The organism is Rhodococcus rhodochrous (assembly GCF_014854695.1).
GTDB lineage: Bacteria > Actinomycetota > Actinomycetes > Mycobacteriales > Mycobacteriaceae > Rhodococcus.
In genome coordinates this window covers 1,219,089-1,233,730 of record NZ_CP027557.1, presented here as the reverse complement: position 1 = coordinate 1,233,730, position 14,642 = coordinate 1,219,089, and the positions used below count along the sequence as shown (strand labels likewise).

At 69.7% G+C, this 14,642-nt stretch carries 9 protein-coding genes; 6 read left to right on the top strand and 3 right to left on the bottom strand.

All coding sequences use genetic code 11. From position 1 onward, the window contains the following. Positions 1-21 precede the first annotated feature (21 nt). The 5 genes from metG (at position 22) to C6Y44_RS05855 (ending at position 6,321) form a co-directional block, all read left to right on the top strand. Positions 22-1,602, top strand: a complete 1,581-nt coding sequence (gene metG, locus C6Y44_RS05875) for a methionine--tRNA ligase (protein ID WP_159419018.1) — start codon at positions 22-24, stop codon at positions 1,600-1,602. A gap of 87 nt (positions 1,603-1,689) precedes the next feature. Further along, positions 1,690-2,829, top strand: coding sequence for a DUF2786 domain-containing protein (locus tag C6Y44_RS05870; RefSeq protein WP_159419019.1), 1,140 nt, complete (start codon positions 1,690-1,692; stop codon positions 2,827-2,829). A gap of 133 nt (positions 2,830-2,962) precedes the next feature. Continuing rightward, a complete protein-coding gene (locus C6Y44_RS05865) occupies positions 2,963-4,114 on the top strand; it encodes an NAD(P)/FAD-dependent oxidoreductase (RefSeq protein WP_159419020.1) in 1,152 nt (383 codons plus the stop codon). Further along, the gene (locus C6Y44_RS05860; protein WP_159419021.1) at positions 4,111-4,989 is read left to right on the top strand and encodes an RNA polymerase sigma-70 factor; all 879 of its coding nucleotides are present in this window, start codon (positions 4,111-4,113) and stop codon (positions 4,987-4,989) included. Before C6Y44_RS05865 ends, C6Y44_RS05860 begins: the two co-directional genes overlap by 4 nt. Positions 4,990-5,001: 12 nt before the next feature. Then, complete coding sequence (locus C6Y44_RS05855) at positions 5,002-6,321, top strand: aminodeoxychorismate synthase component I (RefSeq protein ID WP_174247084.1); 1,320 nt, start codon at positions 5,002-5,004, stop codon at positions 6,319-6,321. Here C6Y44_RS05855 and C6Y44_RS05850 read toward each other — a convergent pair. The 3 genes from C6Y44_RS05850 to rsmI form a co-directional block, all read right to left on the bottom strand. Then, entirely contained in the window at positions 6,285-10,259 is a 3,975-nt protein-coding gene (locus C6Y44_RS05850) for an nSTAND1 domain-containing NTPase (RefSeq protein ID WP_192378726.1), read from the bottom strand. The two genes, C6Y44_RS05855 and C6Y44_RS05850, sit on opposite strands and share 37 nt — an antisense overlap. Before the next feature lie 286 nt (positions 10,260-10,545). Next, positions 10,546-11,949, bottom strand: a complete 1,404-nt coding sequence (locus C6Y44_RS05845; RefSeq protein WP_159416470.1) for an alanine/glycine:cation symporter family protein — start codon at positions 11,947-11,949, stop codon at positions 10,546-10,548. A gap of 195 nt (positions 11,950-12,144) precedes the next feature. Beyond that, entirely contained in the window at positions 12,145-13,032 is an 888-nt protein-coding gene (rsmI, locus tag C6Y44_RS05840; protein ID WP_060652132.1) for a 16S rRNA (cytidine(1402)-2'-O)-methyltransferase, read from the bottom strand. A 23-nt stretch (positions 13,033-13,055) separates the two neighbouring features. On the opposite strand from rsmI, the gene C6Y44_RS05835 reads away from it, so the two are divergent. Then, entirely contained in the window at positions 13,056-14,633 is a 1,578-nt protein-coding gene (locus C6Y44_RS05835) for a dolichyl-phosphate-mannose--protein mannosyltransferase (RefSeq protein WP_159416471.1), read from the top strand. Positions 14,634-14,642: the final 9 nt, after the last annotated feature.

Below are 14,642 nucleotides of genomic sequence, written 5' to 3'. Positions count from 1 at the left end.
CCCTATAAACTACTGGCCACCATGACTGCGCCTGATTCCTCCCGCCCGGCCGCCGGCGATCCCACCCGCCCGCCGTTCTACGTCACGACCGCGATCGCGTACCCGAACGGCGCCCCGCACATCGGGCACGCCTACGAGTACATCTCGACCGACGCGATCGCGCGGTTCAAGCGTCTCGACGGCTTCGACGTGCGCTTCCTGACCGGCACCGACGAGCACGGTCTGAAGATGCAGCAGACCGCCGCGAAGGAAGGGATCCCGGTCACCGAACTCGCGTCCCGCAACTCGAACGTGTTCGAGGCCATGGACAAGCGGCTGAACATCTCGTACGACCGGTTCATCCGCACCACGGACGCCGATCACCTCGAGGCGAGCAAGGCGATCTGGCAGCGCATGGTCGACTCGGGCGACATCTACCTCGACACCTACGCGGGGTGGTACTCGGTCCGCGACGAGGCGTTCTACACCGACGGCGAGACCACGCTGCTCGAGGACGGTTCGCGGATCTCCACCGACACCGGCACTCCCGTGGAGTGGACGGAGGAGTCCACCTACTTCTTCCGGTTGTCGGCCTACCAGGACAAGCTGCTCGAGCTCTACGAGGAGCAGCCCGACTTCATCGCCCCGGCCACCCGTCGCAACGAGATCGTCAGCTTCGTCTCCGGCGGCCTGAAGGACCTGTCGATCTCCCGCACCACCTTCGACTGGGGTGTTCCGGTCCCCGATCATCCCGATCACGTCATGTACGTGTGGGTCGACGCGCTGACCAACTACCTCACCGGCGCCGGTTTCCCCGACACCGAGTCGGAGTCCTACCGCCGCTACTGGCCCGCCGATCTGCACATCATCGGCAAGGACATCACGCGGTTCCACACCGTCTACTGGCCGGCCTTCCTCATGTCGGCGGGTCTCGAACTGCCGAAGCGGGTCTTCGTCCACGGCTTCCTGTTCAACAAGGGCGAGAAGATGTCGAAGTCGGTCGGCAACGTCGTCGACCCGCTCGAGATGGTCGACCGGTACGGTCTCGACCAGCTCCGCTTCTTCCTGCTCCGTGAGATCTCCTACGGCCAGGACGGCAGCTACAGCCACGAGGCGATCGTCACCCGCATCAACGCCGACCTCGCCAACGACCTCGGCAACCTCGCGCAGCGGTCGCTGACGATGGTCGCGAAGAATCTCGAGGGCACCGTGCCCACGCCGGGCGAGTTCACCGCCGACGACGAGGCCATGCTCGCCCAGGCCGACGCGCTGCTCGCGAAGGTGCGCGCCGAATTCGACGCCCAGGCCCTGCACCTCGGTCTCGAAGCGATCTGGCACGTGCTCGGCGAGACCAACCGCTACTTCTCGGCGCAGCAGCCGTGGGTGCTGCGCAAGACCGATCCCGAGCGGATGGCGACGGTCCTGTACGTCACGCTCGAGGTCGTGCGGATCGTGGGTCTGCTCGTCCAGCCGGTGATGCCGGATGCCGCCGCGAAGATCCTCGACCTCCTCGGTCAGGCACCCGAGGCACGGCAGTTCGACGCCGTCGCGACCCGCCTGGCTCCGGGCACCCCACTGCCCGCCCCGTCGCCGGTGTTCCCGCGCTACGTCGACGAGGACTGAGCTCCGACCCGGCGGCGGAGAGCCCCTCACCTGCGTGTTCTCCGTCGCCGCGCCAACCTGTCGGTGCCGTGCGCCACACTGCGGCGCATGCGCAGCGATAGAACACATGTTCGATACGGTGGCCTGAACGAGCACGCCCTGCTCGCCGAGCTGGGCGGTGCCTACGAGCGGGGATGGCAGCCCGCCGACGTGCTCCACGTGACGGCCCGCTCGGGTGGCACCTCCGACGTCGCACTGACGGCGGCCACGATGCTGTTCGACGCGCAGATCCGGCGCGCGGCCGAACGCGCCCCCGTCGAGTGGGTGCGGCAGCTCGACGAGATCGCCCGCCGGCACCCGCGTCCCGCCCACGCGGCCGGAGCCCCGACGCTGGCCGACGGTCTGTTCCGCGCGTGCCCCGACGTCACCCGCTTCGAGATCGAAGGGCTCGCCTTCACCTGGAAGTACCTGCCGTCCTTCGCGATCCTCACACCCCCGCCGTCGCGATGGCCGTCCATCCGGTCCGGCGACCCGTCTGCGCCCACCCCGCCCGACACCCGGATCCTCGAACGCATCCGGGCACTGTTGTCGAAGGCCGAGTCCACCGACTTCCCCGACGAGGCCGAGGCGCTCACCGCGAAGGCGCAGGAACTCGTCTCGCGTCACGCCGTGGGTGCGGCGCTGCTGGCCGGGCCCGATTCCGGCACCGACCCGGTCGTCGGCCGGCGCATCCACCTCGACAGCCCGTACATCCGCGAGAAGGTCCTGCTCCTCACCGCCATCGGCGACGCGAACCGCGTGCGCACGGTGTGGTTCACCCGGGTGCAGATCGCGACGATCGTCGGCACCGCCACCGACCTGCAGCAGGCCGAGATGCTGTACACCTCCCTGCTCGTGCAGGCCGGACGGGCCGTGCAGGCGGCCGGAACGGCGGGGCGGCGCGGATCGTCCGCGACCTCCTTCCGCCGCGCCTTCCTCACCGGCTACGCGCATCGGATCGGCGAACGCCTCCGCGAGGCGGACGTCCGGGCCACCGCCCACGCCGCCGCCGACGCGCAGGTGCCCATCACGACGCTCGCGCCCATCCTCGCCAGGCGATCCGATGCCGTCGACACCGAGTTCCGCCGACTGTTCCCCGTCACCCGCGACTCGCGTAGTCGCGGGGTCGACGCCGACGGTTTCCACGCCGGTCGGGATGCGGCCGAGACCGCCTCACTGACACCGGAATCCCGCCCGGTCGGCCGCTGACCGTGTCGATCACCGACAAGGTCGGCGGCAGGAGGCGGACATCACAGGAATGCGCACCGTCGCCGTGTCACATCCCGGCCGCGAGCGGTGTCCCATCGGTGACATCACTTCCGACAGCGAAGGGAACAGAGCGATGACGACGCAATTCCATGTGGTGGTCGTAGGGGCGGGATACGCCGGGGTGATGGCCGCGAACCGCGTGCTCGCCGAACATCCCGAGGTGGCGGTCACCGTCGTGAACCCGCGACCGGTCTTCGTCGAACGGGTCCGGCTCCACCAGGTGGCAGCCGGATCCGGAACCGCCACACACGATCTGTCCGATCTCCTGCACCCGCGGGCGACGCTGCACGTCGGCTCGGCCGTTCGGATCGAACCGCACGCGGTGTCCCTCGCCGACGGAGCGGTCCTGCAGTGCGACGCGGTGGTCTACGCCGTCGGCAGCACGTCGGGATCCGGTGCGATTCCCGGTGCGGAGAGGGCGTTCTCCGTCGCCGACCTCGACTCCGCCACGGCTCTGCACGATGCTCTCCTCGAGGCGGACGATCACGCCTCCGTCGTCGTGATCGGCGGTGGGCTCACCGGCCTCGAGACCGTCACCGAACTCGCGCAGTCCCATCCACGGCACACCCTCGTCCTCGTCGGCGATCCGGGCGCGGCCCTTCCCGAGACCACGCAGCGCTACATCCGCCGCCGGCTCGACGAACTGGGCGTGGAGGTCCGGTCGGGAACGCGGGTCACCCGCATCGACGACGGCTCGGTCGCCCTCGACGACGGCTCCGAGATCTCCGCGACTCTCGTGGTCCGCACGGCCGGTTTCTCCGTGCCCGACCTGGCCCGACGCAGCGGCCTACCGGTCGACGACGACGGTCGTCTCCGGGTGCGCGACACCCTGCAGGTGGTCGACAGCACGCCGATCGTCGGCGTGGGTGACGCAGTGGTGGTGGACGGCAACGACCACCTGCGTATGAGCTGCCAGGCCGCCATGCCGCTCGGCACCCACGGCGCCGACACGGTGTGGCGTCTGCTGCAGGGACGCGAGCCCGCACCGCTCTCGCTCGGGTTCGTCTCGACCTGCATCTCTCTGGGCCGCGATCGCGGCGTCGTGCAGTTGTCGGCACGCGACGACACTCCGTCGAGGTGGGCCGTGCGCGGACGGCTCGCAGCCTCGGTGAAGGAAGCCGTCGTTCGTGGGACGATCCACACCATGCAACTCCAGGCGCGCGGACGTGCCCTGCCGACCCGACGCGGACCGCACACGACCGCACAGGAGAAGGCGCAGGTATGACCGCCGACGTCTTCACCGAGCATCGGGGACTGCTGTTCTCGATCGCCTACGAGATCACCGGCAGCGTCGCCGACAGCGAGGACGTCCTGCAGGAGAGCTACATCCGCTGGGCCCGTGCCGACACCGACACCGTCGACAACCCGCGGGCCTACGCGGCGCAGATCGTGACACGCCAGGCACTGAACTCGCTGCGGTCGGCGCAACGCCGACGGGAGGACTACGTCGGGCCGTGGCTGCCCGAGCCGATCCTCACCGCTCCCGACGCAGCCGACGAGGTGGAACTCGCCGAGTCGGTGTCGACCGCGATGCTGTTGGTGCTCGAGACCCTGACACCCGTCGAACGCGCAGTGTTCGTGATGCGCGAGGTGTTCGGTTTCGAGTACGGGCGCATCGCCGGGGCGGTCGACCGCACCGAGAGCGCCGTCCGGCAGATCGCGCACCGCGCCCGCGAGCACGTCCATGCCCGGCAGCGACGCTTCACTCCCGCAGGCGACGAGACCGACCGGGTGGTCGCGGCGTTCCTCACCGCGGCCACCACCGGCGATCTCGACGGACTGCTGTCGCTGCTGGCTCCCGACGTGCGGTACCTCGCCGACGGTGGCGGCAAGGTCAATGCAGCCCGGGTTCCGGTCCTCGGATCCGCGAAGGTCGCCCGCCTGTTCCTCGGACTGGTCCGGCATCCGCTGCCCGACATGACCATCGAGCCGGCCGTGGTGAATTCGATGCCCGGCGTCCTCGTGTACTCGGCGGGCGTTCTCGACATGGTGTTGCATTTCGAGATCGACGGCGGTCTGGTCACCGGCGTCTACGTGGTCCGCAATCCCGACAAGCTCGCGCATCTCGGGGCTCGTCCCGACACCCCCGACCAGGCATGACAAGCTGACGCCATGCGGATGGAACGACTCGGCCGCGGCGGCACCGTCGATCGCGTTCTCGGTGCACTGGCAGAACGCGCCAGGACCCTCGCCATTCCCGGCCCGGCGGCACTGTCGGGCGAATGGTTCGGGGCGGCGGCCGTGCTCGTCCCGTCCGTGTCCGTCGAATCCGTCCCACCGGCGGAGGTCTTCTCCCTTCCGGCGGACGCTCCCGAACCCGGGGGTGACGATCGGCCGCTCATCGGGGGCGGACGCATCGGTTACCTCGCCTACCCGGATCGCATCCCGGACCGACCCGCACTGCCCCTCGCCGCGAGCGGGTGGACCGACACCGTCCTGCGTCTCGACGCCGACGGGTGCTGGTGGTACGAGACGCTCGGCACCGCACCCTGCCCCGACGATCTCGCCGCGGCGGTCCTCACCCCACCGTCGAACACCGATGCATCTCCGACCGCTGCACCACATGCCGGCTGGCACATCGACTGGACACCACCACCTCGCGACGAGCACCGCCGCGGCGTAGAACGCTGTCTCGACGCGATCCGCGCCGGCGAGGTGTACCAGGCGTGCGTGTGCACGCGGTTCACCGGCCGGTGGGACGGCGATCCGCTGGCGTTCTTCGCCGACGGGATCTCCCGGACTGCCCCGGCGCGCGCCGCCTACCTGCAGGGATCGTGGGGTGCGGTCTCGTCGCTCTCGCCCGAACTGTTCGTCTCCCTCCGCGGCGACACGCTGCGGTCGAGTCCGATCAAAGGCACCCTCCCCCGCTCCGCCGACCCCGCCGGGCTACGGGCGTCGGTCAAGGATGTCGCCGAGAACGTGATGATCGTCGATCTCGTCCGCAACGATCTCGGCCGCATCGCCGAGACCGGTTCGGTGCGGGTCGAGGATCTGCTGACCGTGCGGCCCGCCCCCGGCGTGTGGCATCTGGTGTCCACCGTGGCGGCGGAGCGGCGACCGGGCGTGACGGTCACCGACGTGCTCGACGCGGCGTTCCCGCCCGCATCGGTCACCGGCTGCCCGAAGCTCCGCGCCCGGACGCTGCTCACCCGGTGGGAGGGTTCCGCGCGCGGTGTCTACTGCGGCACCGTCGGCATGTCGAGTCCGATCGCCGGCACCGAACTGAACGTCGCGATCCGCACCGTCGAGTTCGGCCACGACGACACCGGCAACGGCGTGTGCGCCCTCGGTGTGGGAGGCGGCATCACCATCGACTCCGATCCCGACGCCGAATGGCAGGAATGCCTCGACAAGGCCGCCAGCATCCTCGCGCTCGGCGACGCGCGGGCAGGCGCTCAGCACACCTCGTCGGGAGGAGCCGGCAACTCGTAGCGGTCGAGTACCTCGTCGAGTCGCACCGAGGTGGAACGGCAGATGCGGGCCACGACGGCGTCGGCGTCGAGCCCCCACGTGCGGAGCAGACCGTCGCCGCCGCCGGCCACGATGGTGCCGTCGGGCGCGAAGGTCACCTGCCATCGTCCCGTTCCCATGTCGGTGACCGGGCCACCGATCTCGTGCATGCCATCCGGGTCGGCGACGTCCCACAACCGGACGGTGCCGTCGTCGCTGCCGCTGACCGCGCGGGTGCCGTCCGGCGTGATCGAGACGGAGTAGACGGTGCCGGTATGGCCGCTCAACCGGGTTTCGCGCGCCACGAAGTCTCCGGACTCTGCGCGGTCCCAGACCACCACGTCGTGGTCGTCCCCGCCGGTCACCAGCACGTCGCTCGACCCGCCGAAGGCCACGGTGTTCACCCCGGTTGCGTGCCCACCCGAGACGGTCACCCGTGTCGGAGAGCGCGGATCGGTCACGTTCCAGGCATAGATCTCGCTGTCGGCGCTCGTGACCACGAGGCTTCGGCCGTCGGGGCTGACGGCGGCACTGCGCACGAGATTCTTCGGCCCCGTCAGCGGTTCGCCCCACGGCACCGGTTCGGCGGGATCCGCGATGTCCCACAACTGCACCGAGAAGTCGTCGGCGCCGGTCACGAGGGTCGTTCCGTCGGGTCCGAACGCCAGCGCGGAGGTGAACCTCGTGTCGAGCGGCACCGGCTCGCCGAACGGCTTCGGTGTCGCCGGATCGCGCACGTCCCACAGTTGCACGCTGCCCCCGGAGGTCGGTGCCGTGGCCAGGATCGTGCCCGAGGGCGAGAGCGCGCACACGTACGCACCGCCGAGCGGGCGCGGCAACGCGATCCCCCCGGCGCGGTTCCAGTCGCCGCCCTGACCGACGCGCCAGAGCGTGACATCCGGTCCATAGCTGCCGGTCGCGACGAGGTCTCCGGCACGATCGATCGCCGGCCTGGTCAGCGCTCCGTCGGCGACCGCCATCCGGGTCTGCGGCATCGTCCACACCCGGACGTTGGAATCCTGTCCGCCGGTGACGACGGTGGTGCCGGTCGGGCTCACCGCGAGCGTGGGCACGCCACCCCCGTGCCCGGTCAGTGGCGGGCCGATCTCGTCGAGGGTCCGTGTCGAGGGGTCGAGGTCCCACAGTTTCGCGGTGCCGTCCCAGGACGCGCTCGCCAGTGTGCGTCCGTCGGGGAGGAACGCGATGTTCCAGACGCCGCCGGTGTGGGCGTTCACGGGTACCCCCAGCGGGCGGGCCGCGCGCGGATCGGTGGTGTCGAACAGGTGCAGTACACCGTCGTCGCTGCTCGCCGCGAGGATCGTGCCGTCGCCGTTGAAGCTCACCGAATGCGCGACGTCGCCGAAACCGGTGAGCGGCTCACCGAGCGGCACCGGCCGCGACGGCGTGCTCACGTCCCACAGTCGGACGGTGCGGTCGTCGCTGGACGTGGCGAGAACCTGGCCTCCGGGACGGAAGGCCACCGTCCGCACACCACCGTCGTGGTCGTCGATCAAGGTGACGGGGAACCGGCCCGATCCGGGATCCGAGGTGTCGACGAGCGCGACGTGCCCGTCGTCGTAGGGCACGGCGAGCACCCGGCCGTTGGGCGAGTACCGCACGTTGTGCACGGCGCCGCCGGCGTAGACCTGCCGGTCGAGTACCACGCGCGGCGCGGCACGATCGGACGCGTCGTAGATCCACACACCGCCGTCACCTGCTCCGATCGCGAGGAAACGGCCGTCGGGGCTGAACGAGACCGACGCCATGTACTTCGACGACAATTGCAACGGCTCGCCCACCGCGACCGGTTCGTCGCCGTCCAGCGCCCACAGGCGGACGGTGCCGTCGTCGCTCGCCGAGGCGAGGGTGGATCCGTCGGGTGAGACGACGACGCCGTAGACCGGCCCGGTGTGTCCGCTCAGCGTGTAGGCGAGGGGCACCGCCTGGCTGGCGATGAGCCTCGAGTACGCGACCGGGTTGTCGGGCTGGAGTTCGGCCGCGACGAGCGCCAGATTCGCCGAGGTGGTGGGGTCCTCGTCGCGCAGGGAGTCGGACAGCGCGACGATCTGCTGGAACTGCGCGGTGCTCCGTGCCGTCTCGGCCCGTCCCTTCGCGTCCCAGGCCAGACCGGTCATGACGAACGCGATGATCGTGGACAGCGCCATCGCGGCGATGCCGACGCGCCGGGTCCGTGTCTCGCGGGCGATCTGCCGGCGGGAGGCGTCGAGGAAGGCCACGGCGGTCGGGCTGAGCGCGACCGGTCCGCGCCGATCCTCGGGGGTGCCCGCCGTGGCAAGCTGTGGATTCTGCTCGGTCACGACATCCATGCGTCCGCGCTGGTAGAGCAGTTCCCGGTTGCGTCCGGAGGCGAGCCAGGTCGATGCGTCGGCCTCGATCTGCTGTCGCAGGGCAGCGCCGGCGCGGTCCTGTTGGATCCACGACTTGAGTCGGGGCCACGCGTCGATCACCGCGTCGTGGATGAGTTCGACGTAGTCGGCGTCGACGACGAGCACACGTGCCGACACGAAATGGTCGAGGACGCGCTTCGACGCGTCGCGATCCTCGCCGCCCACTGCGAGAAGTTCGTTCAGCGACCGGGCGATCTTGACGTCCGTGCCGGTCGTGGTGACGTACACCAGGTGGACGAGCATCGAGCGGGCACGGGCCCGGTCGGCATCGTCGGCAAGCCTCTCCCATGCCCGTTCGGCGCCGGCGGCGACGGATCCACGGACCCCGCCGGTCGCGCGGTAGGCGGCGACGGTGAGCGTGCCCCCGCTGCGCTTGTCCCACAGCGAGTCGAGCAGGTGGGAGAGCAGGGGAAGCTCGGTGCCACTGATCTCACCGTCGGCCAGACCCGTGAGGTCGTGGAGGATGAGGTCGACGAGGCCGGGTTCGAGGCGGACCCCCACGAGCTTGGCGGGAGCGGTGATGACCTCGACGAGATCGTCGCGGTCGAGGGGCTGGACGGTCTTGGTCCGCCGCTCGAGGGCCCGCGCGAGCACCGGGGTGGCCACTGCCTGGTCGTAGAAGTCCGACCGCATCGTCGCGACGACGAGGGCGGGCGCGTCGCCGTGGGAACAGGTCGACGCCGTCTCGAGCAGGGTGAGGAATGCGGTGCGCAGAGCGACGTCGCTGCACTGGGTGAACAGTTCCTCGATCTGGTCGACGACGATCAGCAGCAGCGACGTCGACGTGCGCGAGGTCGCGGCACGCAGGGCCGCGTGTACGGCGGTGTGGTCGGCGGGGTCGCCGACGTCGGCCAGCTCGGGGAGCGCGTCGACCAGGCGTGCGACCGGGTCGGTGCCGGGGGTGAGGACCACGGGGTGGCAGTCGGGCGTGGAACACAGCTGCGGAATGAGACCGGCCTGCACGAGCGAGGACTTGCCGACGCCGGAGGCACCTGTCACCACAACCGGGCCCTGTCCATGGGAGGCGGTCACCACGTCGGCGAGGGTGCGCACGCTCTGGGTGCGCCCGAAGAACAACCGGGCATCGTTCTGTCGGTAGGACGCGAGCCCCTTGTACGGGCGGACGCCGGGCGGCACCGATGCCGATGCCGATTCCTTGGTGCGCGGAGCGTTCGCCTGCCCGCGCGCGGCCTTCCACCAGTTCTCCCACTGCTTCAGGGAGTACAGACCGGGAGCCGGTGGTTCGGCGTTGAGTTCCCGAGCCGCGCGGATGAGGACGACGAGCACCGGATGCACCGACTCGAAGTTGGCCGGCATCCGGTTGCCGCTGCGCCAGTCGCTGACCCGCTGGACGGAGACGGTCCGGTCGCTGCCCACCGCCCGGGCGACGGTCGCGGCCTCCGAGACGACCTTCTTGAGGGCGGGACGACCGGCTGCGGCGAACAGCATCCGCAGCTGGTCGGCGAAGAACTGACGTTGCGCCGAACCAGGCTTTCCGCTGGTGTCTGACATCCGTTCCGCGCCCTTCGTACTCCCGTTCCCCGCGTGTAAACATCCGCTGCGGAAAAATTCCTCACCACGCCTGAGCAGGGATGATACCGGTTCCGCGCCGGTCGGTATTTTCAGTCCCAGCCAATGACACGGAAGAGTGGTCACCACGCAAGGTTCGACCTTGCAGCGTGGGGCGGGGGCCTCCACGCCGATAGGGACTGACGAGGGGTAGTTCCGGGTCGGCGTGGAGGCATGCTCCACATACGTTGAGGGCCCCGCATCGCGGGGCCCTTTCCCGTTTTTCCGGTTACTTGACGGTGTCGGGATCGTCCATCGCGACGGGGTTGCCCAACAGGTACGGGTCGCGATCGAGATAGGCCTTCGTCTCCCGCGCAATCAGACCCGACAGCACCAGCAGACCGATCAGGTTCGGCAGGGCCATGAGGCCGTTCATCACATCGGAGAAGTTCCAGACCACCTCGAGCTGGGTGGTGGCACCGATGAATACCACGATCACGAAGATCGCACGGTAGGGCACCACGCCGCGGCGACCGACGAGACGCTCGACGCACCGCTCGCCGTAGTACGACCAGCCGAGGATCGTCGAGAAGGCGAAGAAGACGACCGAGACGGCGACGATCCAGTGACCCCAGTCCCCGCCGAGGCCGTCGGCGAAGCCTGCCGACGTCATGGCAGCGCCCTGCTCGCCGGACTCCCAGGCTCCGGTGGTGACGATGACCAGGCCGGTGAAGGTGACGACGATGATCGTGTCGATGAACGTCTGGGTCATCGACACCAGGCCCTGACGGACCGGGTGGGTGGTCTGGGCGGCCGCGGCGGCGATCGCCGCGCTGCCCATGCCCGACTCGTTCGAGAAGATGCCGCGGGCGACGCCGTAGCGCAGCGCGATCATGAAGACCGATCCGATGAAGCCGCCGGTGGCCGCGGTGCCGGTGAAGGCGTCGGTGAAGATGAGCGCGAAGGCGTCGGGGATCTGGGTGAAGTTGACCGCGAGGACGATGATGCCGGCGCCGACGTACAGGAGGATCATCGCGGGCACGAAGGCGGCGGTGACCCTGCCGATGGACTTGATGCCGCCGAGCAGGACTGCGGCAGCGAGCACCGTCATGAGCACACCGCTGATCCAGGTCGGCACACCGAAGGTGTCGTCGAGCTGGGTGGCGACGGTGTTGGCCTGGGTCATGTTGCCGATACCGAAGCTGGCGAGCACCGCGAACACCGCGAACAGCAGGCTCAGGACGAGACCGGCCTTGTTGGGGATGGCGCGGGCGAGGTAGTACTGCGGACCACCGCTCTGCTCACCCTTGGCGTCGGTCGTGCGGTACTTCACGCCGAGGAAGGCCTCGGAGTACTTGCTGGCCATGCCGACCAGGCCGGTGACCCACATCCAGAACAGTGCGCCGGGCCCACCGAAGTAGATCGCGGTGCCGACACCGGCGATGTTGCCCACGCCCACCGTCGCGGCGAGCGCGGTGGTCAGTGCCTGGTACTGGGAGATGTCGCCTTCGGTGGCGCCTTCGTCGTGGCGGGTGATCAGACCCAGCCGCAGCGCGGGCCACAGCTTGCGGAACTGGACGCCCCTCAGCCGGATCGTGAGCACGAGGCCCGTACCCAACAGCAGCGGGATGAGCAGGTACGGTCCCCACACCACCCCTGCCACCTCGACGAGGAAATCGTTCACCGAATCCATCCGCGTCCTCCTGATCGTCCGAAGCCCCGACAGCGTCCGACCGGCCGGTGCCGGTGACGTCTGCGCTCGGGACCCGGCAGAGTCTAGGCTCCGGTGGCACGCAGTGTCCTCGGACCCCACGGCGCGTCCGATATGCGTTTTTCTCGATCGGGAGGCGGCAGACCTCGTCAGTCGCGACGCGCCTCCAACACCGCGTCAGTCGCGACGCGCCTCCAACACCGCGTCGTACAGTTCGCGCTTCGAGACCGTCGCGCCGGACGACTTCGACGCGGCCTCGGCGACGACGGCGCAGGCGTCCTTCAGGCGCATCCCGTCCTCGACCTTCCGTTCCACCTCGTCGACGAGGTCGACGGGGTCGGTGGCCACGGCGACCGCCCCTTCGAGCACCACGGTGATCTCACCGCGCGCGCCCTCGACGGCCCACTCGGCGAGTTCGGCGAGCGTTCCGCGGCGCACTTCCTCGTAGGTCTTGGTGAGTTCGCGGCAGACGGCGGCGCGACGCTCACCGCCGAGTACGTCGACGGCGTCGGCCAGGCACGCCGCGAGCCGGTGCGGTGCCTCGAAGAACACCACGGCTCGGGGCTCCTGGACGAGCGTTCCGAGCCACGCGCGTCGCTGGCCCGGCTTGCGGGGCGGGAACCCGTCGAAGCAGAACCGCTCGACCGGCAGACCCGACAGGGCGAGGGCGGTGGTCACGGCCGACGGACCGGGCAGGCAGGTCACCGGCAGATCGGCCTCGACGCACGCCGCGACGAGCCGGTAGCCGGGATCGCTCACCGACGGCATACCTGCATCGGTGACGAGCAGGACGGTGCGGCCCTCCTCGATGTCGGTGACGAGACCCGGCAGCCGCGACACCTCGACCTGGTCGTAGAAGCTCACGACCCGCCCGGTGAGGGTGACGCCGAGCGCCGCGGCGAGTGCCTTGGTGCGGCGGGTGTCCTCGGCGGCGATCACGTCGGCGGTGCCGAGTGCGTCGCGGAGACGCGCCGAGGCGTCACCGATGTCTCCCATCGGGGTGGCGGCCAGCACGAGCCGGCCCTCTCCCGGATTCGCGCCCTGGACCGGTTTGGCTGCCTGCATACGGCTCAGCCTACGATCGGAACGTGACCGTGACGGACCGCAGCCCTTCACAGGCCCCCGGCCGTGGTCCGTCGGCAGCGCAGGATCGTCGCCTTCTCGGTCCCGGCCCGTTGGTGCCCGGACCCGAGCCTCTCCCCGGAGATCGGGCGCGCGGCTGGATCGTCACCGCCTTCGTCACGGCACTCGCCGCGATCACGCGGTTCACGATGCTCAACTACCCCACCGACGCGAAGACGCCGGTGTTCGACGAGAAGCACTACGCCCCGCAGGGTTGGCAGGTGCTCACCGGGGGCTGGATCGAGGACAACCCCGGTTACGGGCTCGTCGTGCATCCGCCCGTCGGCAAACAGATGATCGCGATCGGTGAGGCACTGTTCGGATACACCGCGTGGGGCTGGCGTTTCTCGGCTGCGGCGGCCGGTGTCGTGCTCGTCCTGCTGGTCGTGCGGATCGTGCGGCGGCTGACCCGGTCGACGATGCTGGGCGCGGTCGCCGGTCTGCTGCTCGTCGTCGACGGGGTGACCTTCGTGTCGTCCCGCCTCGGCATGCTCGACATCTTCCAGGCGGTCTTCGTCGTCGCCGCCTTCGGGTGCCTGATCGTCGACCGCGACGACGTGCGTGCCCGCATGGCGAAGGTGCACGCCCAGGGTCGTGTCCTCGACAGTGTGTGGGGTCCGCGTTTCGGTGTGCGCTGGTGGCGCTTCGGCGCGGGCATCCTGCTGGGTCTCGCGGTGGGTACCAAATGGTCGGGCCTGTACTTCATCGCGTTCTTCGGGCTGATGTCCGTGGCCTTCGACCTCGCGACGCGTCGCGCGTACCGGGTGCAGCGACCGTGGGTCGGGACGGCCCTGCGCGATATCGGCCCAGCGCTGTACGCCCTCGTGCTCGTCCCGCTCGGGGTTTATCTGTCGACCTACTGGGCGTGGTTCGCGAGCGAGACCGGCGTCTACCGTCACGCGGTCGGCTCGCGGATCGGTCACGACGGAATGTTCTCCTTCGTTCCCGACGCGCTGCGATCGCTCTGGTACTACAGCGCGAGCGTCCTCGAGTTCCACTCCGGCCTGACGAACTCGGCCGGCAATCAGCACCCCTGGGAGTCGAAGCCGTGGACGTGGCCGATGGGGCTGCGACCGATGCTGTACTACTTCGCCGACGGCGAGCGGATCAGCGGGTGCGACGCGGAGCAGTGCGTCAAGGCCGTGATGCTGGTCGGAACGCCGGCGCTGTGGTGGGTGTCGTTGCCGGTGCTCGGGTGGGGACTGTGGCAGCTGCTCGTCCGCCGCGACTGGCGGTGGGCCGCGGTGCTCACCGGTTACGGCGCGGGGATCCTGCCGTGGTTCGCGAGCCTCGACCGGCAGATGTACTACTTCTACGCGGTGCCGATGGCACCCTTCCTGGTGATGGGTGTCGCGCTGGTGCTCGGTGACATCCTCGGGTCGCCGCACGCCTCGACGGAACGGCGGACGACCGGGTTGCTCGTGGTGTGTCTGTACGTCGGGCTCGTCGTCGCGAACTTCGTGTGGTTGTGGCCGATCCTCACGGCGCTGCCGATCACGCCGGAGCACTGGAACGACCAGCTGTGGCTCCCCAGCTGGCGCTGAGGAGAGTTC